The organism is Variovorax beijingensis (assembly GCF_007828835.1).
GTDB classification, from domain to species: Bacteria; Pseudomonadota; Gammaproteobacteria; order Burkholderiales; family Burkholderiaceae_C; genus Variovorax; species Variovorax beijingensis_A.
This window is the reverse complement of the sequence record NZ_VIVL01000007.1, coordinates 39,991-65,983: the sequence shown is the minus strand read 5'-3', so window position 1 is coordinate 65,983 and position 25,993 is coordinate 39,991. Positions and strand designations below refer to the sequence as shown.

General features: G+C 68.8%; 20 protein-coding genes. 17 read left to right on the top strand and 3 right to left on the bottom strand.

All coding sequences use genetic code 11. The features are described from left to right. Nucleotides 1-2: 2 nt before the first annotated feature. Nucleotides 3-2,162, bottom strand: coding sequence for an indolepyruvate ferredoxin oxidoreductase subunit alpha (locus FB547_RS20240; protein WP_145745337.1), 2,160 nt, complete (start codon nucleotides 2,160-2,162; stop codon nucleotides 3-5). Between the two features lie 79 nt (nucleotides 2,163-2,241). Here FB547_RS20240 and FB547_RS20235 point away from each other — a divergent pair, with 79 nt between their 5' ends. The 10 genes from FB547_RS20235 to FB547_RS20190 all read left to right on the top strand — a co-directional run bounded on the left by FB547_RS20235 (nucleotide 2,242) and on the right by FB547_RS20190 (nucleotide 16,597). Continuing rightward, complete coding sequence (locus FB547_RS20235) at nucleotides 2,242-3,159, top strand: LysR family transcriptional regulator (RefSeq protein WP_145745335.1); 918 nt, start codon at nucleotides 2,242-2,244, stop codon at nucleotides 3,157-3,159. A gap of 98 nt (nucleotides 3,160-3,257) precedes the next feature. Continuing rightward, nucleotides 3,258-4,511 carry an Nramp family divalent metal transporter gene (locus FB547_RS20230; protein WP_145745334.1) on the top strand — a complete coding sequence of 418 codons (1,254 nt, stop codon included), beginning with the start codon at nucleotides 3,258-3,260 and terminating at the stop codon, nucleotides 4,509-4,511. A gap of 184 nt (nucleotides 4,512-4,695) precedes the next feature. Beyond that, complete coding sequence (xdhA, locus tag FB547_RS20225) at nucleotides 4,696-6,300, top strand: xanthine dehydrogenase small subunit (protein ID WP_145745332.1); 1,605 nt, start codon at nucleotides 4,696-4,698, stop codon at nucleotides 6,298-6,300. Between the two features lie 2 nt (nucleotides 6,301-6,302). Next, complete coding sequence (gene xdhB, locus FB547_RS20220; RefSeq protein ID WP_145745330.1) at nucleotides 6,303-8,753, top strand: xanthine dehydrogenase molybdopterin binding subunit; 2,451 nt, start codon at nucleotides 6,303-6,305, stop codon at nucleotides 8,751-8,753. 126 nt (nucleotides 8,754-8,879) lie between these two features. Next, on the top strand, nucleotides 8,880-9,863 hold the full coding sequence (locus tag FB547_RS20215; protein ID WP_145745328.1) for a LysR family transcriptional regulator: 984 nt from the start codon (nucleotides 8,880-8,882) through the stop codon (nucleotides 9,861-9,863). Between the two features lie 176 nt (nucleotides 9,864-10,039). After that, nucleotides 10,040-11,323 carry an NCS2 family permease gene (locus FB547_RS20210; protein WP_186454216.1) on the top strand — a complete coding sequence of 428 codons (1,284 nt, stop codon included), beginning with the start codon at nucleotides 10,040-10,042 and terminating at the stop codon, nucleotides 11,321-11,323. 99 nt (nucleotides 11,324-11,422) lie between these two features. Continuing rightward, nucleotides 11,423-12,952 (top strand): ABC transporter ATP-binding protein, encoded by a 1,530-nt coding sequence (locus FB547_RS20205; protein ID WP_145745324.1) that lies wholly within the window; start codon nucleotides 11,423-11,425, stop codon nucleotides 12,950-12,952. Next, complete coding sequence (locus FB547_RS20200) at nucleotides 12,945-14,096, top strand: ABC transporter permease (protein ID WP_145745322.1); 1,152 nt, start codon at nucleotides 12,945-12,947, stop codon at nucleotides 14,094-14,096. The genes FB547_RS20205 and FB547_RS20200 overlap by 8 nt, the downstream gene beginning before the upstream one ends. A 358-nt stretch (nucleotides 14,097-14,454) precedes the next feature. Continuing rightward, the gene (locus FB547_RS20195; protein ID WP_145745320.1) at nucleotides 14,455-15,375 is read left to right on the top strand and encodes an ABC transporter permease; all 921 of its coding nucleotides are present in this window, start codon (nucleotides 14,455-14,457) and stop codon (nucleotides 15,373-15,375) included. A 49-nt stretch (nucleotides 15,376-15,424) separates the two neighbouring features. Continuing rightward, nucleotides 15,425-16,597 (top strand): BMP family ABC transporter substrate-binding protein, encoded by a 1,173-nt coding sequence (locus tag FB547_RS20190; protein ID WP_145745318.1) that lies wholly within the window; start codon nucleotides 15,425-15,427, stop codon nucleotides 16,595-16,597. Nucleotides 16,598-16,643: 46 nt separating this feature from the next. Here FB547_RS20190 and FB547_RS20185 read toward each other — a convergent pair whose 3' ends face one another. Further along, nucleotides 16,644-17,540: a LysR substrate-binding domain-containing protein gene (locus FB547_RS20185; RefSeq protein WP_186454211.1), complete on the bottom strand. Its 897-nt coding sequence runs from the start codon at nucleotides 17,538-17,540 to the stop codon at nucleotides 16,644-16,646. Nucleotides 17,541-17,617: 77 nt separating this feature from the next. Between FB547_RS20185 and FB547_RS20180 the strand changes: the two genes are divergently transcribed. From FB547_RS20180 to FB547_RS20160, 5 genes are read left to right on the top strand one after another with little or no spacing between them, the layout of a single operon-like run. Then, nucleotides 17,618-18,487, top strand: a complete 870-nt coding sequence (locus tag FB547_RS20180) for an HpcH/HpaI aldolase/citrate lyase family protein (RefSeq protein WP_145745315.1) — start codon at nucleotides 17,618-17,620, stop codon at nucleotides 18,485-18,487. Between the two features lie 36 nt (nucleotides 18,488-18,523). Continuing rightward, nucleotides 18,524-19,516, top strand: a complete 993-nt coding sequence (locus FB547_RS20175; protein WP_145745313.1) for a tripartite tricarboxylate transporter substrate binding protein — start codon at nucleotides 18,524-18,526, stop codon at nucleotides 19,514-19,516. An 18-nt stretch (nucleotides 19,517-19,534) separates the two neighbouring features. Next, complete coding sequence (locus FB547_RS20170) at nucleotides 19,535-20,728, top strand: CaiB/BaiF CoA transferase family protein (RefSeq protein WP_145745312.1); 1,194 nt, start codon at nucleotides 19,535-19,537, stop codon at nucleotides 20,726-20,728. A gap of 9 nt (nucleotides 20,729-20,737) precedes the next feature. Beyond that, nucleotides 20,738-21,610, top strand: a complete 873-nt coding sequence (locus FB547_RS20165; protein WP_145745310.1) for an amidohydrolase family protein — start codon at nucleotides 20,738-20,740, stop codon at nucleotides 21,608-21,610. 24 nt (nucleotides 21,611-21,634) lie between these two features. After that, nucleotides 21,635-22,597, top strand: a complete 963-nt coding sequence (locus tag FB547_RS20160; RefSeq protein ID WP_145745308.1) for a Bug family tripartite tricarboxylate transporter substrate binding protein — start codon at nucleotides 21,635-21,637, stop codon at nucleotides 22,595-22,597. Between the two features lie 27 nt (nucleotides 22,598-22,624). Here FB547_RS20160 and FB547_RS20155 read toward each other — a convergent pair whose 3' ends face one another. Beyond that, complete coding sequence (locus FB547_RS20155) at nucleotides 22,625-23,761, bottom strand: DJ-1/PfpI family protein (protein WP_145745306.1); 1,137 nt, start codon at nucleotides 23,759-23,761, stop codon at nucleotides 22,625-22,627. Between the two features lie 44 nt (nucleotides 23,762-23,805). Here FB547_RS20155 and FB547_RS20150 point away from each other — a divergent pair, with 44 nt between their 5' ends. Then, nucleotides 23,806-24,804 (top strand): GlxA family transcriptional regulator, encoded by a 999-nt coding sequence (locus FB547_RS20150; protein WP_145745305.1) that lies wholly within the window; start codon nucleotides 23,806-23,808, stop codon nucleotides 24,802-24,804. Further along, nucleotides 24,791-25,975: an amylo-alpha-1,6-glucosidase gene (locus FB547_RS20145; RefSeq protein WP_145745303.1), complete on the top strand. Its 1,185-nt coding sequence runs from the start codon at nucleotides 24,791-24,793 to the stop codon at nucleotides 25,973-25,975. The genes FB547_RS20150 and FB547_RS20145 overlap by 14 nt, the downstream gene beginning before the upstream one ends. Nucleotides 25,976-25,993 lie beyond the last annotated feature (18 nt).

The following is a 25,993-nucleotide window of genomic DNA, read 5'->3' as shown; positions in this document are numbered from 1 at the left end:
TCTCATGCGGGTTGCAGCACGCGCACCATGGCGCCGCGCAGCGCGTGCAGCAGGCGCTCGTGCCACTTGGGGTTCTGCACCACCTCGGCGCGGTAGAAGCTCGGGCACAGCGTGGCCGCATGCGCGTTCTCGCCGCACAGGCCGCAGCCCACGCAGCCGTCGATCACGGTGGCCACCGGGTCGACCTTGAGCGGATCGGGGTTGTCCCTGAGCGTGAGCGTGGGGCAGCCCGACAGGCGGATGCAGGCGTGGTCGCCGTTGCACACGTCCTCGTCGACGCCGTACTTCACGCGCACCACGCGTTCGCCGCGCTGAAGCAGGCCGGCAATCCAGGGCTTGATGCGGCGCTGGCGCTCGAGCTGGCATTCGCCCTCGGCAATCACCACCTTCAGGCCGTTGAAGTCGCTGGTGAGCGCCTCGGTCAGCGTCTTGCGCATGCGCTCCACGTCGTAGGTGGTCACGGTGCGCATCCACTGCACGCCCAGGCCCTTGAGCGTGGCCTCGATGGTCTGGTTCTTGTCGACCAGGCTCTGCTGCTTGTCGACGGCGCGCTCCTTCATCTCGTCGTCGGGCGTGGAGATGATGTCCTGCGTGCCGGTGGCCGAGGTGTAGCCGTTCTTGAAGATCAGCAGTACCGCGTCGTCGCCGTTGAAGAGCGCGCTCTGCACGCCCGTGAGCAGGCCGTTGTGCCAGAAGCCGCCGTCGCCCATGATCGACAAGGTGCGGCGGTTCATCATCGGCGCCACGCCCGCGCGGCTCGCCAGGCTCATGCCGTAGCCCAGGATCGAATGCCCCATCGAGAAGGGCTCGAAGGTGCCGAAGGCATGGCAGCCGATGTCGGCCGCGATGTGCACCGGCCCCGTCTCCTGCTGCGCGAGCTTCAGGGCCGAGAACACCGGGCGCTCGGGGCAGCCGATGCAGAAGCTCGGCGGCCGGTTGGGCAGCAGCGTCTCAAGCTGGCGCGCCACGGCCTCGCGGCGCGCGCGGTTGCCGGCCAGCCAGGCCTGCGCGGAAGATGAAGCCTCGCTGGCCTCGATGTATTTCGCGGCGAACGCGCCGAGGCCGCCCGCGAGCACCTCGACGCCGTATTCGCCGGCCGAAGGCAGCATGTCCTTGCCGTGCAGCGGCGTCTGGATGTCGCGCCGGCGCAGCAAGGTGGCGATGTCCTGCTCGATGTATTCGGGCTGGCCTTCTTCCACCACCAGCACCGCGCGCTTGCCCACGCAGAAGTCGGCCACCTGCTCGGGCACCATCGGGTAGGTCACGTTGAGCACCAGGATCGGGATCTCGGTGCTGCCGAAGGCATCGGCCAGCCCCTGCTGCTGCAGGCTGCGGATCAGCGCGTTGTAGAGCCCGCCCTGCACCACGATGCCGAGGTCGGCATGGGCGCGGCCCGGAATCAGCTCGTTGAGCGCATGTTCGACGATGTAGCGCCGTGCGGCCGGAATGCGCTCGTCGCCCTTGAGCTTTTCATGGCGGAAGGTGACGGGCGGATGCGCGAGCCGCATGTAGTCGAAGCCCGCGGGCTCGCTCATCAGCGCGCGGGTCGACACGGCGGGCGCGATGTTGTCCTTGCACTCGAAGCTGCCGCGCACGTGGCAGGTGCGGATGCGCAGTTCCATCAGACAGGGCATGTTGGAGGCCTCCGAAAGGCGGAAGCCTTCTTCCACCATGCGCACCATCACGCCCAGCTCGGGCCGCGGGTCGAGCAGGCACATGCTCGACTTGAGCGCATAGGCATGCGTGCGCTCCTGGATCACGCTGGCGCCTTCGCCGTAGTCCTCGCCCACCACCACCAGCACGCCGCCGGTCACGCCAGGCGACGACAGGTTGGACAGCGCATCGGCCGCCACGTTGGTGCCGACTATCGATTTCCAGGTGACCGCGCCGCGCAGCGGGTAATGAATGGAGGCGCCGAGCATGGCCGCGGCCGAGGCCTCGTTGGAGCAGGCCTCCACGTGCACGCCCAATTCGTCCATGTAGGCCTTGCCCTGCACCATCACGTCGAGCAGGTGCGACACCGGTGCGCCCTGGTAGCCGCCGACGTAGGCCACGCCCGACTGCAGCAGGCCCTTGGTGATCGCGAGGATGCCCTCGCCGTGGAAGGTGTCGCCTGCGCCGAGGCGCAGCATCTCCACTTCCTTGCTGAATGAAACTTCCATCGTGTCTCTTTTTTTTGGGGGGTCTCGCAGTGTGGTCGGCGCGCCGCCATACATCAATAAAATAAGCCAGCTATCCAACATGAACGCCATGCATATCGAGAAGCTCGACCTCAACCTGCTGCGGCTCTTCGATGCGGTCTTCCGCGCCCGCAGCGTGAGCCGTGCGGCCGAGGCCCTGGGCCTGACGCAGCCGGCGGCCAGCCATGGCCTCACGCGGCTGCGCCTGCTGCTGGGCGATGCGCTCTTCACGCGCACCCCCGGCGGCGTGGCGCCGACGCCGCGGGCGGAGCGGCTGGCGGTGCCGGTGCAGGCGGCGCTGGCCATGCTGCAGCAGGCGCTGGCCGAGCCCGAGCGCTTCGACCCGGCCGCCTCACGCAAGCTGTTTCGCATCCACATGAGCGACATCGGCGAGGGGCGTTTCCTGCCGGCGCTGATGGTGCGGCTGCGCGAGCTGTCACCGGGCGTGCGCGTCGAGACCATGCCGCTGGCCACCGGCGACATCGCCACCGCGCTCGACAGCGGCCGGGTCGACTTCGCCTTCGGCTTTTTGCCCAAGGTGAAGGACACGCAGCGCGCCCAGCTCCTGAAAGACCGCTACATCGTGCTGCTGCGAAAGGGCCACCCGTTCGTGAAGCGGCGCCGCAGCGGGCAGGCGCTGCTCGAGGCCCTGCAGGAGCTCGACTACGTGGCAGTGCGCACGCACGCCGAGACGCTGCGCATCCTGCAGCTGCTGAACCTCGAAGACCGGCTGCGCCTGACGACCGAGCACTTCATGGTGCTGCCGGCCATCGTGCGCGCCACCGACCTGGCGGTGGTGATGCCGCGCAACATCGCGCGCGGCTTTGCCGAGGAGGGCGGCTACGCCATCGTCGAGCCGCCGTTCCCGCTGCGCGACTTCACGGTGTCGCTGCATTGGAGCAAGCGCTTCGAGGCCGATCCGGCAAACCGCTGGCTGCGCCAGGTGATCACGGCGCTGTTTTCCGAGCGGGTCGGATAAGCGAAGAAGGAAAGACGCAGGAGCGGCGCGTTTTTTTAGCGGGCGACTGCGAAAGATCATCTGGCAGTCAGGCTCGGCATGCCACCATCGAGGCACACATGAAGAAACGTATTCCGTCGTTCCTGCGCCACGTTGGGCCTGGCGTCGTCACCGGTGCGGCCGACGACGACCCCTCCGGCATCGCCACCTACACCCAGGCGGGCGCCCAGTTCGGCACCGGCCTGCTCTGGACGGTGTTCCTGTCGCTGCCGTTCATGGTGGCGATCCAGCTGGTGTCGGCGCGCATCGGCCGGGTCACGGGCAAAGGTGTGGCGGCCAACCTGCGCGAGCACATGCCGCGGGGCTTTCTGTTCGTGCTGGTGGCGCTGCTGGTGGTGGCCAACACCATCAACATCGCGGCCGACATCGCGGCCATGGGCGAGGCGCTGCAGCTGGTGGTGGGCGGCGGGGCGCATTTTCTTTCGCTGATGTTCGGCGTGGTCACGGTGCTGCTGCAGGTGTTCGTGCCCTACCGCAAGCTGGCCCACATCCTCAAGTGGCTGACGCTCACGCTGTTTGCCTACGTGGCGGCGGTGTTCGCTGTGCAGGTGGAATGGGGCCGTGTGCTGCACGACCTCGTCGTGCCCAGGCTGCAGTGGAGCGGCAGCTACTGGATGATGATCGTGGCGCTGCTGGGCACCACCATCTCGCCGTACCTGTTCTTCTGGCAGGCCTCGCAGGAAGTCGAGGAGCTCCGGCTCAAGGGCGGGCGGCGCGGCACCGACCAGGAGGTGTGGCGCGACCTGCGGCGCGTGCGGCTCGACACCTGGCTGGGCATGACCTTCTCGAACCTGATCGCGTTCTTCGTGATGGTGGTGGGGGCGGCGGTGCTGTTCGCGGCGGGGGTGCACGACGTATCTTCGGCGGCGCAGGCGGCCGAGGCGCTGCGGCCGCTGGCGGGCGACTTTGCGTTCTGGCTCTTCGCGGGCGGCATCATCGCGACCGGTTTGCTGGCGGTGCCGGTGCTGGCCTCGTCGGCCGCCTATGCGGTGGCGGAGGCCTTCGGCTGGGAAGAAGGGCTGGAGCGGCACTGGCGCGAGGCCAAGGAGTTCTACGGCATCATCGCCGTGGCCACGCTGGTGGGAACGGCGCTCGACTTCACGCCGATCGACCCGATGAAGGCGCTCTACTGGAGTGCCGTGATCAACGGGGTTGTCGCGGTGCCGATCATGGCCGCGATGATGGTCCTGGTGACGCGCGAGAAGGTGATGGGCGTGTTCACCTCGGGGCGCCGCACGCGATGGCTCGGCTGGGGCGGCACGGCGCTGATGGGGTTCGCCGCCCTGATGATGGGGTGGGACTTGGTGCGCTGACGCGAGTCGCACGCGCGGCCCCGCCCATGGCCCGGGAATTGCTCTCGCTCTCCAGGGTTTCCCCCTAGGCCGCATACCCGCGTCCACATACGCAATATGGCTCCTGCGGTATGTGGGCGGGGGCACAAGCGGCTAACGTCCAGGCTTGGCCGGGAAAACCGGGCCGCCCACGAGGCCAAAGAGCATGAGCACAGAGAGCAGCAACAACAACAGCACGCAACCCGTCCGCTTCTTCCACCGCGGCAGGATCGTCGACGTCAGCGGCGTCCATCCGACCCGCTCGGTGCTCGACTGGCTGCGCGAGGACGCACACTGCACGGGCACCAAGGAAGGCTGCAACGAAGGCGACTGCGGCGCCTGCACCGTGGTGATCGGCGAACTGGCCAGCGACGCCAACGCGCCGGGCACGGTCGGCGGGCTGCAACTGCAGACGGTCAACGCCTGCATCCAGTTCCTGCCGACGCTGCACGGCAAGGCGCTGTTCACGGTCGAAGACCTGAAGGCGCAGTGCGCGGCCGCCCAACCGCAGGACAAGAAGCACGCCGTCCACACGCTGCACCCCGTGCAGCAGGCGATGGTCGACTGCCATGGCTCGCAGTGCGGCTTCTGCACGCCGGGCTTCGTGATGTCGCTGTGGTCTGCCTACGAGCACCACCAGGCCGAGGGCACGCAGCCCACGCGCCAGCAGCTGGCCGACGAACTGTCGGGTAACCTTTGCCGCTGCACCGGCTACCGGCCGATCCTCGATGCGGGCCAGCGCATGTTCGACCTGCCGGCCGTGCGGCTCGATACGAAGCCCGTGGTGGCGGCGCTCGCCGCCTTGCAGAACGACGGCCTGGACTACGCGGCACCGCTCGGCGCCCGCGTCGACCACTTCCATGCCCCCAAAACCATCGCCCAGCTCGCCGCATTGCGCGAGCAGAAGCCGCGCGCCCAGCTGCTGGCCGGCTCGACCGACGTCGGCCTCTGGGTCAACAAGCAGTTCCGCGACCTCGGCGACATCATCTACGTGGGCGACGTGGCCGAAATGAAGGCCATCGAAACGCGTGCCGGCGAGCTCTACATCGGCGCCGGCGCCTCGCTCGAAGCCGCCTTCGAAGCCCTGGTGCAGCGCGTGCCGAGCCTCGCGGACGTGTGGCTGCGCTTTGCCTCGCCGCCGATCCGCCATGCCGGAACCATGGGCGGCAACGTGGCCAACGGCTCGCCCATCGGCGATTCGCCGCCGGTGCTGATGTCGCTCGATGCCGAGATCGAGCTGCGCCGCGGCGACGTGCTGCGCCGCATGCCGCTGCCCGATTTCTACATCGACTACATGAAGAACCAGCTGCAGCCGGGCGAGTTCGTGCAGGGGCTGGCGGTTCCGCTCGCGGCCATGCGCCGCCAGGTGCGCGCCTACAAGATCAGCAAGCGCTTCGACTGCGACATCTCGGCCCTGTGCGCAGGCTTTGCGATCGAGCTGGAGCAGGGCAGCGACACCGTGAAGGCCGTGCGCCTCGCCTTCGGCGGCATGGCCGCCATCGTCAAGCGCGCCGCGAACGCCGAGGCCGCGCTCGTCGGCAAGCCGTGGACGCAGGCCAGCGTCGCCGCCGCAAAGCTCGCGCTGGCGCAGGACTTCAAGCCGCTGTCGGACATGCGCGCCTCGGCCGACTACCGGCTGCAGGTGGCGCAGAACCTGATCCAGCGCCTCTGGCTCGAAACCCGGGCCGAAGACCCGCTGTCCCTCGAAGAAACCAGCGTGTGGAGCGTGATGCCTCATGCCACGGTCAAAGCCGCGGCCGAAGGAGCTTGACCATGAACAAACCCATCGACGCCCGCCTGCTGCAGCCCGCCGAGGCCTTTGCCGACTACCTGAAGAACACCGCCGCGCGCATCGACCCCGTGGCCGAAGCGATCGCGCATGATCTTGGCGCGCGTGTCGGCATCAGCCGGCCGCACGAGTCGGCGCACCTGCACGTGGCCGGCGAGGCGACCTACATCGACGACATTCCCGAGATCACCGGCACGCTGCACTGCGCGCTGGGCTTGTCGCCGGCCGCCAACGGCCGCGTCACGGCGCTGTCGCTCGACGCCATCCGTGCGATGCCCGGCGTGGTCGCGGTGCTCACGGCCGACGACATTCCGGGCACCAACGACTGCGGCTCGATCGTGCACGACGATCCGATCCTCCTGCCCGTGAGCGAGGGCGGCCAGATCCGCTATCTCGGCCAGCCCGTGTTCGCGGTGATCGCCGAGACGCGCGAGGCCGCGCGCCGCGCCGCTTCCAAGGCCAAGGATGCGATGACCATCGAGGCGCAGCCGCCCGTGCTCACGCCGCAGGAGGCGCATGCGCGCGGCCAGTACGTGGTGCCGCCGATGCACATCGTGCGCAGCGGCGGCAGCGCCAACGAAGGCGACGAGGCCGCCGTGCGCGCCGCCATCGCGCAGGCGCCGCACCGCCACAAGTCCACGCTCGACGTGGGCGGGCAGGAGCAGTTCTACCTCGAAGGCCAGATCAGCTACGCCATTCCGAAGGAAGGCGGCGCGCTGCACATCCACTGCTCGACGCAGCATCCGAGCGAGATGCAGCACCTGGTGGCGCATGCGCTGCATTTGCAGTCGAACGAAGTGCACGTGGAATGCCGACGCATGGGCGGCGGCTTCGGCGGCAAGGAATCGCAGTCGGCGCTGTTCGCCTGCGTGGCGGCCATCGCGGCACGGCAGCTGCAGCGCCCGGTCAAGCTCCGGCTCGACCGCGACGACGACTTCATGGTCACCGGCCGCCGCCACTGCTTCTGGTACGAGTATGAAGTGGGCTACGACGGCGAGGGCCGCATCCTCGGCGCGGAGATCACCATGGTCTCGCGCGCCGGCCATTCGGCCGACCTCTCGGGCCCCGTCATGACCCGCGCGCTCTGCCACTTCGACAACGCCTACTGGCTGCCCAACGTGGCCATGCACGGCTTCTCGGGCAAGACCAACACGCAGAGCAACACCGCGTTCCGCGGCTTCGGCGGGCCGCAGGGCGCCATCGCCATCGAGAACATCATGGACTCGGTGGCGCGCGCGCTGGGCCGCGATCCGCTCGACGTGCGACGCGTCAACTTCTACGGCAAGGACCAGAACAACGTCACGCCGTACCGCCAGACCGTGACCGACAACATCGTCCACGAACTGGTGGCCGACCTCGAAGCCAGCAGCGGCTACCGTGCGCGGCGCGAAGAGATCGCGGCCTTCAACCGGAAGAGCGTGGTGCTCAAGCGCGGCCTGGCGCTCGCGCCGCTCAAGTTCGGCATCTCGTTCAACGTCAAGCATTTCAACCAGGCCGGCGCGCTGGTGCATGTGTACACCGACGGCTCGATCCTGGTGAACCACGGCGGAACCGAAATGGGGCAGGGCCTCAACACCAAGGTGGCGCAGGTGGTGGCTCACGAGCTGGGCGTGAGCTTCGAGCGCGTGCGCGTCACCGCGACCGACACCACCAAGGTGGCGAACACCTCGGCCACCGCCGCATCGACCGGCGCCGACCTGAACGGCAAGGCCGCGCAGGACGCGGCACGCCAGATCCGCGAGCGCCTGGCCGAGAGTGCGGCCGAGCGCCACGGCGGCAAGGCCAGCGAGGTGCGCTTCGCCAATGACAAGGTCGAGGTCAACGGCCGCTCGCTGGCCTTCAGCACCGTGGTGGGCGAGGCCTACCTCGACCGCAAGCAGCTCTGGTCCGACGGCTTCTATGCCACGCCGGGCCTCAGCTGGGACAAGGACAGGATGCAGGGCCGCCCCTTCTACTACTACGCCTACGGTGCGGCGGTGAGCGAGGTGATCGTTGACACGCTCACCGGCGAATGGAAGCTCCTGCGCGCCGACATCCTGCACGACGCCGGCAAGTCGCTGAACCCGGCCGTGGACATCGGCCAGGTCGAAGGCGCCTTCATCCAGGGCATGGGCTGGCTCACGACCGAGGAGCTGGTGTGGCATCCGCAAAGCGGCAAGCTCACCACGCACGCGCCGAGCACCTACAAGATTCCCACGGCCAACGACTGCCCGCCCGTCTTCAACGTGCGCCTGTTCGAAGGCCAGAACTTCGAGGACTCGATCCACCGCAGCAAGGCCGTGGGCGAGCCGCCGCTGCTGCTGCCGTTCTCGGTGTTCTTCGCGATCCGCGACGCCGTGTCGGCGGCCGGCGGCCACCGGGTCGATCCACCGCTGAAGGCGCCGGCCACGAGCGAATCGATCCTTCGCGCCATCACCGCCGTCCAGTCCGCCTAGCCACTCGTAGACTTTGGCGCATGTCCAAAGTCCTCCCAATGCCCCACGCCCTTGTCCTCTTCGCGAAACACCGCGGAACCGGCTGTGCCGGGCCGCTGGTGCGGCCCGCTGCCCGAGGGGGACGCCATGCGTGACCAGGCGCTGTTCGACAAGATCGATCTTCATCTGATCAGGGTGCTTCACACCGTGCTGACCGACCGCAGCGTCTCGCGCGCCGCCATCCGCCTGGGCATGTACCAGCCGGCCGTCTCGGCCGCGCTGAAGCGCCTGCGCGAACTCTCGGGCGATCCGCTGCTGGTGCGCTCGGGCTCGGGCATGGTGCCGACCGATGCGGGGCTGCGGATGATCGAGCCGGCCGCGAGCATCCTGCGCGCGGCCGAGATGCTGTTCTCCGATGCGCGCGGCTTCGAGCCGCAGTCGGCGGCCACCACCTTCCGCATCGCCGCGAGCGACTACATGGACCCGCTGTTCCTGCCGATGCTGGTGGCGCACGTGAAGCGCGAGGCGCCGCTGTGCCAGATCGAGATCCATGCGCTCACGCCCGATTCGGACTACCACGGCCATCTGGCGCTGGGCCAGGTCGACCTGGTGATCGGCAACTGGCTGAAGCCCCCCGAAGACCTGCACATGGCGCGGCTCTTCGGCGACGAGGTGGTGTCGCTGGTCAACCAGGACCACCCGGCGGTGCGCCGCGGCTGGGACCTGGAGACCTGGCTCGCGGCCGAGCACATCGCGCCCACGCCCATGCACCCGGGCGGGCGCGGCATCATCGACCAGATGCTCGACGAGCTGGGCCGGCAGCGCAACATCACGGCGCGCTGCGCGCACTTCAGCCTGATCCCGGACATGGTCGCCTCGAGCCTGCTGGTGCTCACCACCGGGCGCCAGTACTGCGAGCGCTTCGCCACGCGCCTGCCGGTGAAGATCCTCGAATGCCCGGTGGCGCTGCCGCGCCTCATGTACTACCAGCTCTGGCACGAGCGCACCCATTCGTCGAGTTCCGCGCGCTGGCTGCGCGAATGCATCAAGGACGTGGCGGCCTCGCTGCGGCCCGCCTTCACCACGCCGGCCTCGCGGGCCGTCGCGGCCGAGGCCCCCGACCCGCCTTGACGAGTCCTTCGGCCGCGCCGGCGTCGCGGCCGAGGCATGTTTGAACGAACCGCCACATACAACAGCTGGAGACAAGCGACATGAACAGGTTTGAAGAGGTGCCCAAGGTCACCGATCCCCACGCCTCGGGGACAGCCGCGCGCCGCGCGCCGCAGGGCGCGAATTGGCTTGAACGCATGTTCAAGCTGACCGAGCACAACACCACCGTGCGCACCGAGGTCATCGCAGGGCTCACCACCTTCCTGACGATGGCCTACATCATCTTCGTGAACCCGTCGATCCTCGGTGACGCGGGCATGCCCAAGGGCGCGGTCTTCGTGGCCACCTGCCTGATCGCGGCACTGGGCACGCTGATCATGGGCCTGTATGCCAACTACCCGATCGCCATGGCGCCGGGCATGGGGCTGAACGCCTACTTCGCCTACGTGGTGGTGCTGGGCATGGGCTATACGTGGCAGGTGGCGCTGGGCGCGGTGTTCATCTCGGGGACGCTGTTCCTGATCGTCACGGTCACGGGGCTGCGGGAGCTTTTCATCCAGGGCATACCGCAGTCGCTGCGAACGGCGATCACCGTGGGCATCGGCATGTTCCTCGCGCTCATCGCGCTCAAGAGCGCGGGCGTGGTCGCGGCCTCGCCGGCCACCTTCGTCACGCTGGGCGACCTGCATTCGGCGCCGGTGGTGCTGGCGACGCTGGGCTTCCTGGTGATCGTGACGCTCGACCGGCTCAAGGTGCGCGGCGCCATCCTGATCGGCATCATGCTGGTGACGGTGCTGTCGTTCTTCTTCGGCGGCAACAAGTTCCATGGCGTGTTCGATGCGCCGCCTTCGATCGCGCCCACCTTCATGCAGCTCGACATCCTGGGCGCGCTCAAGGGCGGCATCCTGAACGTGGTGCTGGTGTTCTTCCTGGTCGAGATGTTCGACGCCACCGGCACGCTGATGGGCGTGGCCAAGCGCGCGGGCCTGCTGGTGCCCGGCAAGATGGAGCGCATGAACAAGGCGCTGCTGGCCGACAGCGGCGCGATCTTCGCGGGCTCGCTGCTCGGCACCTCGAGCACCACGGCGTACGTGGAAAGCGCGGCCGGCGTGCAGGCGGGCGGGCGCACCGGCCTCACGGCCGTGGTGGTGGCGGGGCTGTTCCTGGCCTGCCTGATGATCTCGCCGCTCGCGGGCTCGGTGCCGGCCTATGCCACCGCGCCGGCACTGCTCTTCGTGGGCTGCCTGATGCTGCGCGACCTGGTCGAGCTCGACTGGGAAGACACCACCGAGGTGATCCCTGCGGCCGTGACCGCGCTGGCCATGCCCTTTACCTACTCGATCGCCAATGGCCTGGCCTTCGGCTTCATCACCTACGCGGTGCTCAAGCTCTGCACCGGCCGGGCACGGGAAGTGCATGCGATGGTCTGGGTGATCGCGGCGATTTTCCTGTTCAAGTTCGCCTACATCGGCGGACACTGAGGGGGAGCGCCGTCGGGCGCCGATGGACGGGGGACGCTATTAAACTCATAGCTGCCCCCGCTTGTTGCTGTTGAACGAGACAAACCCACGAAACCCGGCATGACAACCCCCAGACTCCAGCTCGCGAACATCACCAAGCGCTACCCCGCGGTGGTGGCGAACAGCGACATCTCGCTGGCCGTGGCACCCGGCGAGATCCATGCCGTGCTTGGCGAGAACGGTGCCGGCAAATCGACGCTGATGAAGATCATCTACGGCTCGGTCAAGCCCGACGAAGGCACGGTCACCTTCGACGGCCAGCCCGTCACCCTGCGCAACCCGCAGCAGGCGAGGGCGCTGGGCATCAGCATGGTGTTCCAGCACTTCAGCCTGTTCGACACGCTCACCGTGGCCGAGAACGTGTGGCTGGGCCTGGACAAGTCGCTGCAGCTGGCGGAGGTGGCGCGCAGCATCACGGCCAAGGCCAGCGAATACGGCCTGGACATCGATCCCTCGCGGCCGGTGCACACGCTGTCGGTGGGCGAGATGCAGCGTGTGGAAATCATCCGCGCGCTGCTCACCAACCCCAAGCTGCTGATCCTCGACGAGCCGACCTCGGTGCTCACGCCGCAGGCGGTCATCAAGCTCTTCGGTGTGCTCAACAAGCTGGCGTCGGAAGGTTGCAGCATCCTCTACATCAGCCACAAGCTGCACGAGATCCGCGAGCTGTGTACGGCCTGCACGGTGCTGCGCGGCGGCAAGGTCACGGGCGTGTGCAATCCGCAGGACGAAAGCAACGAATCGCTTTCGCGGCTGATGATCGGCAGCGAGCCGCCGCCCCTGCAGCACCGGCCGGTGCATGCGGGCGCGGTGGCGCTGCGCGTGAACGGGCTCGCGCTGGCGCGCGAGGACCAGTTCGGCGTCGATCTCGACGGCATCTCGTTCGAGGTGCGCGCCGGCGAGGTGGTCGGCATTGCGGGCGTGTCCGGCAACGGGCAGAAGGAACTGCTCTACACGCTCTCGGGCGAAGACGTGCGCGCCGAGCCCGCCATGGTTCAGGTGTTCGGCAAGCCGGCCGGCCGGCTGCGGCCGCGCGCGCGGCGCGCCATGGGCCTGCACTTCGTGCCCGAGGAGCGGCTGGGCCGCGGTGCGGTGCCCACGCTCGGACTTGCGCACAACCTGCTGCTCACGCGCGGCAATGCGGTGGGCCGGGGCGGCTGGATCCGCACCGGGGCGCTCGAAAGGCATGCCCGGGCCATCATCGAGCGCTTCAACGTCAAGGCCGGCGGCCCGAATGCTGCGGCGCGCTCGCTCTCGGGCGGCAACCTGCAGAAGTACATCGTCGGCCGCGAGATCGACGCCAACCCCAAGCTCTTCATCGTGTCGCAGCCGACCTGGGGCGTGGACGTGGGCGCGGCCGCGCTCATCCGTGGCGAGATCCTCGCGCTGCGCGATGCCGGCTGCGCGGTGCTGGTGGTCAGCGAGGAGCTCGACGAACTGTTCGACATCAGTGACCGCCTGCACGTGATTGCCAAGGGCCGGCTCTCGCCCTCGATCGACCGCGCGGCCGCCACGCTGCCGCAGATCGGCGAATGGATGAGCGGCCTTTGGGAGAAGAAGAACAACAACAAGGAGGCGACCCATGCTTAAGCTCGAACCCCGCCCGGAGCTGTCGCGCTTCTGGACCTTTGCCTCGCCGATCCTGGCGCTGCTGATCACCGTGCTGATCGGCGTGGCGCTGTTCGCGGCGCTCGGCAAGGACCCGGTCAAGGGCCTGCTGGTGTTCTTCTACGAACCGATCAAGAGCGGCTACGCGATCGGCGAGCTCACCATCAAGGCCACGCCGCTGCTCATCATCGCGCTCGGCTTGGCGGTGTGCTTCCGCTCCAACGTCTGGAACATCGGCGCCGAGGGCCAGTTCGTGTTCGGCGCCATTGCCGCGGGCGGCGTCGCGCTGATGGCCGACAAGACCACGGGTTCGTGGATCGTGGTGGCCATCCTCGTTGCGGGCACGGTCGGCGGCATGCTGTGGGCCGGCATCGTGGCCTTCCTGCGCGACCGGTTCAATGCCAACGAAATCCTCGTGAGCCTGATGCTGGTGTACGTGGCGACGCTGCTGCTCGGCTACATGGTGTTCGGCCCCTGGAAGGATCCGCAGGGCTACAACTTTCCGCAATCGAAGACCTTCGAGGCCGTGACGCAGATCCCGCGGCTCTTCAAGGGTTCGCGCGTGAGCATCGGACTGATCATCGCGCTGCTGGGCGTGGGCGCGCTCTGGGTGTTCCTGTTCCGCACGCGGGCCGGTTTCGCTCAGCAGGTCGGCGGGCTCGCGCCGGCGGCCGCGCGCTATGCAGGCTTCTCGGCACGGCGCGCAATCTGGATCGCGCTGCTGACCTCGGGCGGCGCGGCGGGCCTGGCGGGCGCGCTCGAGGTGGCGGGCCCGCTCGGCCAGCTCACGCCCTACGTGCCGGCGGGCTATGGCTTCGCGGCCATCATCGTGGCCTTCGTCGGCCGTCTGCATCCGTTGGGCATGGTGTTCTCGGCCATCCTCATGAGCATGTTCTACATCGGCGGCGAGCTGGCGCAGTCGCGCCTGGGCCTGCCCAAGTCGCTGACGGGCGTGTTCCAGGGTTTGCTGCTCTTCACGCTGCTGGCCTGCGACACGCTCATTGCCTACCGCATCCGCCGCAAGGCGGCTGCGAAGGCGGTGGCCTCCAGCATGACGACGAGTTCGCTGCAAGCCAGCACGCCGTTGACGGCGCCGGCTGCCCATTCGACCGAAGGAGCGCTCTAGGATGAACGCCTGCTTCTTGCTTCAACGCGTTGTGCGTGCTTGTTCGGGGCGCGATCCCGCCGACGGGGTGCCTTGCTCCGCGAATGTCCCCCGGCCTTCGGCCTCCTCCTTGATTTCGCTGCGCAAGGCACCCCATCGACGTGATCGTTGGTCGGAGCGGTCGTTGATCGGCCAGCACAAGCGCTGCGCCCATCGTGCACAGGACATCGGGTGCTCCCCGCAGCGAAATCAAGGAGGAGCCGAAGGCGGGGGACATTCGCGGAGGGGAGTACCCGGTGGCCTGTGCACGCGCCCTGGACAAGAGCGCCAAGAACGCATCCGCTCGAACAACAGCAACCCGCGCCGGAGCAACTGAAAAATGGACAGCTACGCACTCCTGCTGGGCTCCACCCTGAGCGCCGGCACCGTGCTCGCGATTGCGGCATTGGGCTTCCTCATCAACGAGAAGGCCGGCATCGTCAACCTGGGTGCCGAGGGCATGATGCTCTGCGCCGCCATCGCCGGCTTTGCGACGGTCGTCATCACGCACAACCCCTGGCTCGGCTTCCTGGCCGGCATGGCGGCCGGCGCACTGCTTGCGGCCTTCTTCGGCGTGCTGGTGATCTGGCTCAACACCAACCAGTACGCCACGGGGCTCGCGCTCAGCCTGTTCGGCGTCGGCTTCTCCGCGTTCGTGGGCATCAACTTCGTGCAGGCCAAGCTGCCCGAGAGCGTGTCGTACGCGGTGCCGGTGCTTGGCGACATTCCGCTCGTCGGACCCGCGCTGTTCCGCCACCACCCCATGGTGTACTTCGCCGTGGTGCTGACCTTCGGCCTCATCTGGTTTCTCTACCGCACCCGCGCCGGGCTCGTGCTGCGTTCGGTGGGTGAATCGCCCGAGTCGGCGCATGCACTCGGCTATCCGGTGCGGCGCATCCGCTTCATGGCGGTGATCGCGGGCGGCGCGCTGTGCGGGCTGGCGGGAGCGTACCTGTCGACCGTCTATACGCCGCTGTGGGTCGAAGGCATGGTCGCGGGCCGCGGCTGGATCGCCCTGGCGCTCACCACCTTCGCCACCTGGCGGCCGATGCGCGTGCTGCTGGGTGCCTACCTGTTCGGCGGCGTCTCGATGCTGGGCTTCCACCTGCAGAGCAGCGGCGTCGACGTGCCGCCGCAGTTCCTCAGCATGCTGCAGTACATCGCACCCATCGTGGTGCTGGCGCTGATCTCGCGCAACCCGGCCTTCATCCGCATCAACATGCCGGCTTCCATCGGAAAACCGTTCTACCCCGGCTCATAATCTCGCTTCCCGATTTCCGCCAACCTGTCCTTTTTGAGGATTTCCGACAATGAATGATCTGAACAAGCGCTCCCTGCTCAAGCTGGCCGCCCTCACGGCGGTCGCTTCGGCGGCCCTGATCGGCTGCGGCAAGAAAGAGGAAGCGGCTGCACCGGCTGCAACCCCCGCACCGGCGCCGGCGCCCGCTGCCGCCGCGCCGGCACCGGCGGCGCCGCTCAACATCGCATTCGCATACATCGGGCCGGTGGGCGACGGCGGCTGGACCTTCGCGCATGACAACGGCCGCAAGGCGCTCGAGAAGGAATTCGGCGACAAGATCAAGACCACCTTCGTCGAGAGCGTGCCCGAGGGCGCCGACGCCGAGCGCGTGTTCCGCGACATGGTCGGGCAAGGCAACAAGCTGATCTTCGGCACCACCTTCGGCTACATGGAGCCGATGCTCAAGGTGGCCACCGACAGCAAGGACGTGAAGTTCGAGCATGCCACCGGCTACAAGACCGCCGAGAACATGCGCACCTACGACAGCCGCACCTACGAAGGCGCCTACATGGCCGGCGTCATTGCCGGTGCCATGACCAAGAGCAACACGCTCGGCGTGGTCGGCTCGGTGCCGATTCCCGAGGTGCTGCGCAACATCAACAGCTTCACGCTGGGCGCACAGTCGGTCAACCCGAAGATCACCACCAAGGTGGTGTGGGTGAACGAATGGTTCAGCCCGCCCAAGGAAACCGAAGCCGCCACCGCCCTCATCAACGGCGGCGCCGACGTGCTGTTCCAGAACACCGACTCGCCGGCCGTGCTCAAGACCGCGCAGGAAAAGGGCAAGCGCGCCTTCGGCTGGGATTCGGACATGACCGCCTACGGCCCCAAGGCGCACCTGGCCTCGGCCACCATCAACTGGGCGCCGTACTACATCAAGGCCACGCAGGACGCGCTCGACGGCAAGTGGGCCACGGGCCAGAGCTGGTGGGGCGTGAAGGAAGGCGCCATCGACATCGTCTCGATCGCCGAGGACGTGCCGGCCGAAACCAAGGCCAAGGTCGAGGAAGTGAAGAAGGGCCTGAAGGACGGCAGCTTCGTGATCTGGAAGGGCCCGATCCTGGGCCAGGACGGCAAGGAAGTGGTTGCCAAGGATGCCGTGGCCGACGACAAGTTCCTCTCGGGCGTGAACTTCTACGTCAAGGGCGTGGAAGGCAAGGTGCCGGGCGGGGACAAGAAGTAAAGCGCGCAGCGCTTTGCATGAAAGGGTCGCCTGCGGGCGGCCCTTTTCATTTGTGGGCCGTGCCGCGCGGCTTCCCTTCGGTCACCATCCGCGCGCTGTCGACAAAGCCCTGGATCAACCGCAGGCGCGGCGATGCGCGCTGCCACAGGACGCCGAAGCGCCGCGGCTGCGAAGGCAGCGGCAGCGCGATCTTCGCCACGCGCTGGCCGTCGAGCAGCGGCGAGGCGATGTCGGGCACCAGCGAGACGCCCAGGCCGCGGTCGACCATCATGGCAATGGCCAGCAGCGAGCTGAGTTCGAAGCGCTCCTGCGGCACGATGCCCGCGACGCGCAGGTAGCGGTCGGCCTGCTTGCCGCCGCCCAGGTTGCGGTCGTAGCGGATGAGCGGCGAGGTCCGCAGCAGCTCGTGCGGATCGCGCCGCGCGAGGCGGCTCGGCGCCAGCAGCACCAGCGGCTCCTCGCGCAGCAGCGACCAGTCGAAGGTCTTGGCAAGCACATAGGGCGGGTAGAGGCACACGGCTGCGTCGAGCTCGCCCTGCTGCACCGCCTTGTAGAGCGTGGCCGTGGTGCCCGACTGCAGGAACACCTTGACGCCGGGATGCGTCTTCACGAAGCGCGCGAGGATGTCCGGCAGCAGGCTGTGGATGGCCGTGTTGATGGTGCCGACCAGCAGCTCGCCGCCAGCCGCGTCGCTGCCGAGCAGCGCCTTGATGTCGTTCACCTCGCGCAGCAGGTTGCGGGCCCGCTGCACCAGCTGGTGCCCGGCCTCGGTGGGCTGCACCGTGCGGCCGGCGCGCGCCAGCAGCGGGGCGCCCAGTTCGCGCTCCAGCGTGCGGATCTGCTGCGCCACGGCCGCGGGCGTCAGGTCGAGGCGGCGCGCGGCCTCCGACATGGAGCCCGATTCCACCACCAGAAGAAAGCTTTGCAGATAGGCTGTTTCCATGAAAGATAGATTTTCTATCATCTGATCATAGGGAGCCTGTGTTTTTCCGATCTCGTGAACCGCACACACTGCGGCGCATGAGAAGCAAACTCTTCGTTCCCGGCACGCGCCCCGAGCTGTTCGCCAAGGCGCTGGGCAGCGCGGCCGACAGCGTCTGTTTCGACCTGGAAGACGCGGTCGCCGAGCCGCGCAAGGGCGAGGCGCGCGACGCCGTGCGGCAGCTGCTGCAGGACGGCGGCACGGCCGCATCGGGCAAGACCGTGATCGTTCGCGTCAACGCGATGGACACGCCGCATTTCGCGGAGGACGTTGCGGCCGTGGCACGGCCCGGCGTGCACCTGATCAACATCCCGAAGCCCGAAAGCCCGGCGCATGTGCGCAGCGCGGTCGAGGCGATCGAACGCGCCGAGCGCGCCAACGGCGTGGCCGCGCCCATCGGCCTGCTGCTGAACATCGAGGCGCCCGCGGCCTTGCGCACCGCGGCGCAGCTTGCGCTCGCGCATCCGCGCGTGGCGGGCCTGCAGCTGGGCCTGGGCGACCTGTTCGAGCCGCTGGGCATTGCACGGCGCGAGCCGGCCGCGATCCAGCAGGCGATGTTCGCGGTGCGGATCGCCGCGGGCGAGGCGGGCGTTTATGCCTACGACGGCGCGTTCGCGGACATCCGGGACGCCGACGGATTCCGTACCGAGGCGATGCTGGCGCGCAACCTCGGCTTCCTCGGAAAGACCTGCATCCACCCGAGCCAGATCGCCATCGCCAACGAGGTGTTCCGTCCCACCGACGAGGAAATCGCGCACGCATGCAAGGTGGTCGAGGCCGCCCGCGCGGCCGACGACAGCGGCACGGGCGCCTATGTGGTGGACGGAAAGATGATCGACATTCCCTTCGTGATCCGCGCGCGCGCCATCGTCGCGAGCGCGCGCAGCCTCGGCCTGCTGCCGGGCTGAGCCTTTCGCTTTCAATAAAACCAGGAGACAAGACAGATGCACATCCACTCGCCCCTTCGCCTGCGCGCGCTCGCCATGGCCGCCTTCGCCGGCGGCTTGCTGTTGAGCGGCGGCGCGTTCGCGCAGACCGCGGCCTACCCGAGCAAGCCCGTCACCATCGTGGTGCCCTATCCGGCGGGCGGCTCGAACGACACCTTCGCGCGCCAGGTGGCCAAGGAACTGGGCGACGAGCTCAAGCAGCCGGTGATCATCGACAACCGGCCCGGCGCGAGCGGCAACACCGGCACCGGCCAGGTCGCCAAGGCCGCGCCCGACGGCTACACGCTGGTGGCCGTGTCCTCCAGCATGACGACCAATGCGGCCGTGCAGTCGAAGCTGCCGTTCGATCCGATCAACGGGCTGGCACCGGTGGCCATGTTCGCCAAGGGGCCCTTCATCGTCGCGGTGAACAACGAGTTTCCCGCGAAGACGCCCACCGAGCTGATCGCCGCCATCAAGGCCAGGCCGGGGCAGTACAACTATGCGTCGTCGGGCTCGGGCAGCGTCAACCAGTTCGGCACCGAGCTGCTCAAGGCCAAGGTCGGCGACATGCAGATCACGCACATCCCGTACAAGGGCATGGGCCCGGCCGTGACCGACCTGGTCGGCAACCAGACGCAGCTCTTGATCTCCAGCGGCCCCTCGCTGCTGCCGATGGTGCGCGCGGGCAAGCTGCGCGCCGTGGGCATCACGAGCCTGAAGCCGAGCCCGATCGCACCCGAGCTCATCCCGATGTCCACCGCCGTGCCGGGCTACGAGTTCGAACTGTGGTGGGGCCTGCTGGCACCGGCCGGCACGCCACCCGACGTGGTCGCCAGGCTCAACACCGCCGTCAACAAGATCCTGGCCAAGCCGGAGATCGCGGCCAACTTCCTGCGCGAAGGCGCCATCGCCACGCCGCTCACGCCCAAGCAGTTCGGCGCCGTCATCGCCGAGGACGTCGAGCGCTGGAAGAAATTGGCCAAGCAGCAGAACATCACCGCCGACTGAGGAAGAAAGAACCGATCCATGAGCTTCGACGCCCCCCAAGACGACGCACGCCTGCCGGCACGCAGCGGCCCCGCCGGCCCGCTCAGCGGCCTGCGCGTGCTCGACCTCAGTGCCTACATCGCGGGTCCGTACGGCTGCTCGCTGCTGGCGGACCAGGGCGCCGAAGTCATCAAGATCGAGCCACCCACGGGCGACAACCTGCGCAAGTACCCGTCGACGCTCGAAGCCGAGAGCCGCGCCTTCATCGGCGTGAACCGCAGCAAGCTCGGCGTGGTGCTCGACCTGAAGACGGCCGACGGCCTTGCCGCGCTGATGGCGCTGGTGCGCACGGCCGACGTGCTGGTGCACAACTTCCGGCCCAGCGTGCCGCCGCGGCTGGGCATTGCCTACGAGCAGCTGAAGGCCGTCAATCGGCGCCTGATCTATTGCAGCCTCACGGGCTATGGCGAAACCGGGCCGCTGCGCGAGAAGGCGGGCTACGACCAGGTGCTGCAGACCATGACCGGCATGTGCGCGCTGCAGGGCAAGCGCGGCGAGCCGCCCGAGATCATCTATGGCTCGGTGGTCGACTACTACGCGGCCGCGCTGGTGGCCGCCGGCGTGGCCTCGGCGCTGTACGAGCGCGAGAAGAGCGGCGAGGGCCAGTTCGTCGGCGTGTCGCTGCTGCGCTCCGCGCTCACGATGCAGTCGGCGCGCATGGTGTGGGCCGAGGGCGAACCCAAGGACGTGGGGCGCGACATGCGCTCGGGCGGCATCACCGGCATCCATCCGACGCGCGAGGGCCACCTCTACATCTCGGCCAACACGCCGCATTTCTGGCGTGCGCTGTGCGACAAGGTGGGCCTGCCCGAACTCGCAGCCGACGAGCGCTACGACTCGGTGCGCAAGCGCGCGCAGCATTTCGCCGAGATCGTGCCGCGGCTGCGCGAGGCGCTGGCCGCGCGCAGCGCGCTCGAATGGGAAGAACTGTTCGGCGAGGAAGTGCCCTGCGCCGCAGCCCGCACGGTCGAGGACATGTTCGACAACGAGCAGGTGCTGGCCGAAGACATGGTGGCGACCTTCCCGCATCCCACGCTCGGCACCTACCGCGGCTTCACCCGGCCGGTGCAGTTCGGCCGCACGCCCGGGCCCGAGCCCTTTGCGGCGCCCACGCTGGGGCAGCACACGGGGGCGGTGCTGGCGGCGCAGAAGGCTGCCGACGCGGCCGGCTGAGCACCGCGCATGCAGGCCGAATATCCCCACAGCAGCGGCAGCCGCAAGCCCGCCAGCACTGCACCGGAGGGCGCGTGCGATGCGCACATGCATGTCTACGACCGCCGCTTCGCGCTCCACGGATCGCCCGATGCCATGGTCGACCAGGCCACGGCCGCCGACTACCGCGTGGTGCAGCAACGCATCGGCACGCGGCGCACGGTCGTCGTGCAGCCGCGCGTGCACGGCACCGACAACAGCGTGACGCTCGATGCCATTCGCACGCTCGGTGCGGCGCATACCCGAGGCGTGGCCGTGGTCCGGCCCGACGTGAGCGATGCCGAGCTCGAGCGCCTGCATGCGGGCGGCATTCGCGGCATCCGCTTCACGCTCTATACGGCCGCCAACGCGGCGACCGGCTTCGAAATGGTCGAGCCGCTCGCGCAGCGCGTGCATGCGCTGGGCTGGCATGTGCAGCTGCACTGGAATGCGGACCAGATTGCCGAACATGCAGCCCTGCTGGCACGGCTGCCCTGCATGATTGTGTTCGACCACCTCGCACGGCTGCCATTGCCCGATGCGAAGGCGCATCCCGCCTTCGGCATCGTCAGCCGGCTGCGCGACGGCGGCCGCACCTGGATCAAGCTCTCGGGCGCCTACCTCGACTCGAAGGCGGGCGCCGCAGGCGGCTATGCCGACACGACAGCCATCGCGCAGGCCTGGGTCCGGCAGGCCCCGGAGCGCGTGGTGTGGGGCAGCGACTGGCCGCACCCGACCGAGCCCGCGGCCGCCGAGCCCGACGACGCGCTTCTGTTCGACCTGCTGGGCCAATGGGTTCCCGACGGGGCCCGGCGCCGCCGCGTGCTCGTCGACAACCCCGCGCTGCTTTATGACTTTTCCTGAAACGACAAAGACCGAGACCACCGAATGACGAAGAAACGCATCCTGAAATCGATCGCCGCGCTGGCCGCCTGCGTGCCGCTGCTGGGCTGGGCCGCGTGGCCCGAGAAGCCCATCCGCATGGTGGTGCCGTATGCCGCGGGCGGCGGCGCCGACAACACCGCGCGCGTCGTCGCGCAGCAGATGAGCATCGCGCTCGGCCAGCAGATCGTCATCGACAACCGGCCGGGCGCGGGCGGCGTGATCGGCGAGGACAACGTGGCCAAGGCGTCCGCCGACGGCTACACCGTGCTCTACGACGCCTCGGCGTTCTCGGTGAACCCGTCGCTGCGCAAGCTGCCTTTCGATGCGGCGAAAGACTTCATTCCGGTGTCGCTGGTGGCCACCGCGCCGCAGATCCTGGTCGTGCCCGCCACCGCGCCGTACAGCACGGTGGCGCAGTTCCTGGACTTCGCGCGCAAGAACCCCGGCAAGCTGAGCTTTGCCTCGGCGGGCGGCGGCACCGGCTCGCACCTGGCCGGCGAGGCGCTGAACGAGCAGGCCAAGGTCAGCCTGATGCACGTGCCCTACAAGGGCGGTGCACCGGCGCTGACCGACGTGATGGGCGAGCAGGTCTCGGCTTACTTCGGCAACGTGGCGTCGACGCTCGGCTACGTGCAGTCGGGCAAGCTGCGCGCGCTGGCCGTGAGTTCCGCCAGGCGCGTGCCCGGCCTGCCCGATACGCCGACGCTCGCAGAGTCGGGCCTGGCGGGCTACAACGTGGTCGAGTGGAACGGCGTGTTTCTTCCCAAGGGCACGCCGCCCGACATCGTGCAGCGGCTCGGCAAGGCGGTGCAGGCGGCGGTCAACGAACCTCAGGTCAAGCAGAAGCTGCTGCAGCTCGGCCTGGAGCCCGCCGGCAGCACGCCGGAGGCCTTCGCGAAATTCGTGCAGAACGAGATGGGGCGCGTGGGTGCGCTGGCGAAGGCGCGCAACATCCGGGTCGATTGAGTCCGACCCCTTCATGCGGCCGGCCGCTCAGCCTGAGCAGGCAGCGATCGGCCCGGGGTACTCCATCTCCTGCATGACCCAGTCACGCCGTGCCGCGCCATAGCGTTGGCCGATCTCGCACAGCGTGCGGTCCAGCTGCGGCAACGGCTTCAGCGACGAGGCGAGGGGCAGGCGGCCCGTCCCTTCGCGAGGCGGCTGTGCCAACAGCACCAGCCCGCTGCGCAGCCGGACCGGGCCCGAGGCCGAAGCCGCATCGACGCCGATGTGCCCGGTGCGCGTCCACGCATCGACCGCCAGCGCAAGGGCGACGTCGTCGGCGCCGTCCTGCACGTCCACGCGCCAGCGCTCGGCGCGCCAGAACGCGACCTTGTTGAGCAGGAAATCCACCCTGCGCCCGGTGTCCAGGTAGAACGGCGAACTGTCGTGCGCCGGCGTCCACGAGGCCACGCCGAGTTCCGTTGCAAGGGACCTGGCCTTCTCCTGCCCGCCGACCGCCTCCACCAGCGCCAGCATCGCCGGCACCGAGGCGGTGATGCCCGTGGTGGTGGCGACGCCGCGGTCCACCACGTAGCGCTGGTGCGGCACATAGCTGGCGCCGGCGTGGCGCGCGAGCAGCGTGCCGCGGTCGTACCAGTGGCCCGCGAAGCGGCGGCCGTCGAGCAGGCCGGCGCGGCCGACCACGCGTGCGCCCGAGCAGACACCGATCACACGCGCACCGCGTGCCGCCTGCTGCTTGAGCCATGCCGCCACCTGGGGGTTGTCGTCGGCGATCATCGCCGGCACGATCACGTAGTCGGCGCCCGAAGGATGAAGCCGCTCGAATGCGGCGAAGTCCTGCGCGCCATCGACCTCGAGTGCGGGATACAGGCTCACGCGCCCCGCGTGCGGCGCCACGATCCGCACCTCGGCCACATCGGCACGCTGGAGCACCGCATGCGGCAGCAGCAGGTCCGTCATCTCGGTGCCCTCGTTCAGCGCAAGCACGGCCACCACGGGCCGGCCGGCGCGATGCGGCTTCAGGGCCTCGACAAAAGCCTGCTTCTCGCGCTCGCTGCGCGCCGCATCGGCCTGCGCGGGCGGCAGCGGCGGCGCCCCTCCCGTACAGGCTGCCAGCGCAAAGGCTGCAATACTTGCGCCGATCAGCGCTGCTACCGATCTCCACATGGCCGTTCCCCTGTCGACTTGATGACGATGCCCAGAGACTACGAATGCCCACCCTGACCCGCAAGGACGAAGTAACCGCGGTTTCTGCCAGCGACGTGGTGCTGGTGGTGTTCGACGGCGTCGAGGTGATCGACGTCGCCGGTCCCGCCAGCGTGTTCAGCAAGGCCGAGCAGATGCACCCCGGCCGCTACCGCCTGCACATCGCATCGCCGGCCGGCGGCACCGTGGCGACGAACGGCGGCCTGAGCTTTTCGGGCACCTGCAGCCTGCAGCAGCTGCCGGCGTCGATCGACACGCTGATCGTGGCGGGCGGCGACGAGCCGGCCGTGCGCGCGGCCATCCTCGAGCAGCACATCGGCGCCTGGCTCCGGCAGGTGGCGCCGCGCACGCGCCGCATGGCGAGCGTGTGCAGCGGCGCCTTCGCGCTGGCCGCGGCCGGCCTGCTGGACGGCCGCGAGGCCACCACGCACTGGCGCGTCTGCGACCAGCTGCAGGCGCTGCGGCCGCAGGTGCGGGTGCAGCGCGAGCGCATCTACGTGCACGACGGGCCGGTGTGGACCTCGGCCGGCGTCACCACCGGCATCGAGCTTGCGCTTGCGCTGGTCGAGGACGACCTCGGCCATGCGGTGTCGATGGAGATTGCCCGCACGCTGGCGCTGCCGATGCTGCGCGGCGGGGCGCAGCCGCAGCTGACACAGGCGCTCCAGGCGCAGGCCTCGGCCAGCCACCGGCTGCGCGAACTGGTGGCGTGGATCGGCACGCATCCGCAGGACGACCTGTCCGTCGAGGCATTGGCCGAACGCGTGCAGATGAGCCCACGGAACTTCGCGCGCGCCTTCGCGGCCGAGACCGGCTGTACACCGGCGCGCTTTGTCGAACAGGTCCGCGTGGCCGCGGCCGCGCAGCTGCTGCGCCAGACGCGGTGGCCGCAGGACCGCATCGCGAGCCGCAGCGGCTTCCGCTCGGTGGACGCGCTGCAGCGCGCCTTCGCGCGGCAGCACGGCCTCACGCCGCAAGCCTATCGAACCCATGACGACACCTGACGCTTCTTCTCTCGCACTGATCGACGACTGCTCCCGCGCTTCGCTCGAACTCCTGGAACGCAACCTCACGCCGCACGGCATCCTGGCCGCCACCCGCACCGAGGCGGCCGTGGCCCGGCGCTACACGCGCATCTTCGGGCGCGACGCGGCCATCTGCGTGATGGCCATGTGCGGCAGCGGCGTGCCCGCGCTGGAGCAGGGCGCCGTCGCCAGCCTCGACGCGCTGGCCGTGCAGCAGGCGGCCAACGGACAGATTCCCAAGTACGTCGACCCCGACGGCCAGGATGCCGACTTCTGGTACCTGGGCTGCATCGACGCCACGCTGTGGTGGCTGATCGCGGTGGACCACGTGCGCCGCCATGGCCAGGTCGGCGCCTCGCACTGGAGCGGCGCAGTGGCGCGCGCGATCGGCTGGCTGCTGGCGCAGGAGCACCAGCACTTCCGGCTGCTGCAGCAGAACGAGGCCAGCGACTGGGCCGACATCATGCCGCGCTCGGGCTATGTGCTCTACACCAACGCGCTCTGGTACGAGGTGAAGCGCCGCTTCGCGCTCGACGATGCGGAGGCGACGCAGCACCATTTCAACCACCTGTTCAATCCATTCCAGCAGGACCTGCCCGAATACCACCGCGCCCGGCTGCTGCGGCACTATGCGCGCCGCGGGCGAGCCGATCCGGGCCTGTACCTGAGCTTCGTCAACCTGTCCTTCGTCGGCGACGAGGGCGACGTGTTCGGCAACGTGCTGGCCATCCAGGGCGGGCTGGCCGATTCGGAGATGGCGAACCGCATCGTCCGCACCATTGCCGCGGCGCGCGCCTGCGAGCCGTACCCGGTGCGCGTGGTGCTGCATCCGCTGACGCGCGAGCATGCGCTCTGGCGGCCGTACATGGCGCGCCATCAGCAGAACGTCGTGCACCAGTACCACAACGGCGGCATCTGGCCCTTCGTGGGCGGCTTCTGGGTGATGGCGCTGGCCCGCCTCGGACTGCACGACATGGCCTGGCCCGAGCTCGCGCGCCTTGCGCATGTGAACCAGCTCGGCGACTGGCGCTTCACCGAGTGGTTCCATGGCCGCACGCTGGCGCCGATGGGCATGGCGGGCCAGAGCTGGAATGCTGCGGCCTTCCTGCTGGCCCGGCGCGCGCTGGAGGGCAGCGAGGCGGCCTGGTGATGCGTTGCGCTGCGGCCC

What these genes read in the sequence shown, in the direction of transcription:
- FB547_RS20240 (WP_145745337.1), bottom strand. Translation starts at nt 2,162, where the DNA reads ATGGAAGTTTCATTCAGCAAGGAAGTGGAGATGCTGCGCCTCGGCGCA.
- FB547_RS20235 (WP_145745335.1), top strand. Translation starts at nt 2,242, where the DNA reads ATGAACGCCATGCATATCGAGAAGCTCGACCTCAACCTGCTGCGGCTC.
- FB547_RS20230 (WP_145745334.1), top strand. Translation starts at nt 3,258, where the DNA reads ATGAAGAAACGTATTCCGTCGTTCCTGCGCCACGTTGGGCCTGGCGTC.
- xdhA (WP_145745332.1), top strand. Translation starts at nt 4,696, where the DNA reads ATGAGCACAGAGAGCAGCAACAACAACAGCACGCAACCCGTCCGCTTC.
- xdhB (WP_145745330.1), top strand. Translation starts at nt 6,303, where the DNA reads ATGAACAAACCCATCGACGCCCGCCTGCTGCAGCCCGCCGAGGCCTTT.
- FB547_RS20215 (WP_145745328.1), top strand. Translation starts at nt 8,880, where the DNA reads ATGCGTGACCAGGCGCTGTTCGACAAGATCGATCTTCATCTGATCAGG.
- FB547_RS20210 (WP_186454216.1), top strand. Translation starts at nt 10,040, where the DNA reads ATGTTCAAGCTGACCGAGCACAACACCACCGTGCGCACCGAGGTCATC.
- FB547_RS20205 (WP_145745324.1), top strand. Translation starts at nt 11,423, where the DNA reads ATGACAACCCCCAGACTCCAGCTCGCGAACATCACCAAGCGCTACCCC.
- FB547_RS20200 (WP_145745322.1), top strand. Translation starts at nt 12,945, where the DNA reads ATGCTTAAGCTCGAACCCCGCCCGGAGCTGTCGCGCTTCTGGACCTTT.
- FB547_RS20195 (WP_145745320.1), top strand. Translation starts at nt 14,455, where the DNA reads ATGGACAGCTACGCACTCCTGCTGGGCTCCACCCTGAGCGCCGGCACC.
- FB547_RS20190 (WP_145745318.1), top strand. Translation starts at nt 15,425, where the DNA reads ATGAATGATCTGAACAAGCGCTCCCTGCTCAAGCTGGCCGCCCTCACG.
- FB547_RS20185 (WP_186454211.1), bottom strand. Translation starts at nt 17,540, where the DNA reads ATGGAAACAGCCTATCTGCAAAGCTTTCTTCTGGTGGTGGAATCGGGC.
- FB547_RS20180 (WP_145745315.1), top strand. Translation starts at nt 17,618, where the DNA reads ATGAGAAGCAAACTCTTCGTTCCCGGCACGCGCCCCGAGCTGTTCGCC.
- FB547_RS20175 (WP_145745313.1), top strand. Translation starts at nt 18,524, where the DNA reads ATGCACATCCACTCGCCCCTTCGCCTGCGCGCGCTCGCCATGGCCGCC.
- FB547_RS20170 (WP_145745312.1), top strand. Translation starts at nt 19,535, where the DNA reads ATGAGCTTCGACGCCCCCCAAGACGACGCACGCCTGCCGGCACGCAGC.
- FB547_RS20165 (WP_145745310.1), top strand. Translation starts at nt 20,738, where the DNA reads ATGCAGGCCGAATATCCCCACAGCAGCGGCAGCCGCAAGCCCGCCAGC.
- FB547_RS20160 (WP_145745308.1), top strand. Translation starts at nt 21,635, where the DNA reads ATGACGAAGAAACGCATCCTGAAATCGATCGCCGCGCTGGCCGCCTGC.
- FB547_RS20155 (WP_145745306.1), bottom strand. Translation starts at nt 23,761, where the DNA reads ATGTGGAGATCGGTAGCAGCGCTGATCGGCGCAAGTATTGCAGCCTTT.
- FB547_RS20150 (WP_145745305.1), top strand. Translation starts at nt 23,806, where the DNA reads ATGCCCACCCTGACCCGCAAGGACGAAGTAACCGCGGTTTCTGCCAGC.
- FB547_RS20145 (WP_145745303.1), top strand. Translation starts at nt 24,791, where the DNA reads ATGACGACACCTGACGCTTCTTCTCTCGCACTGATCGACGACTGCTCC.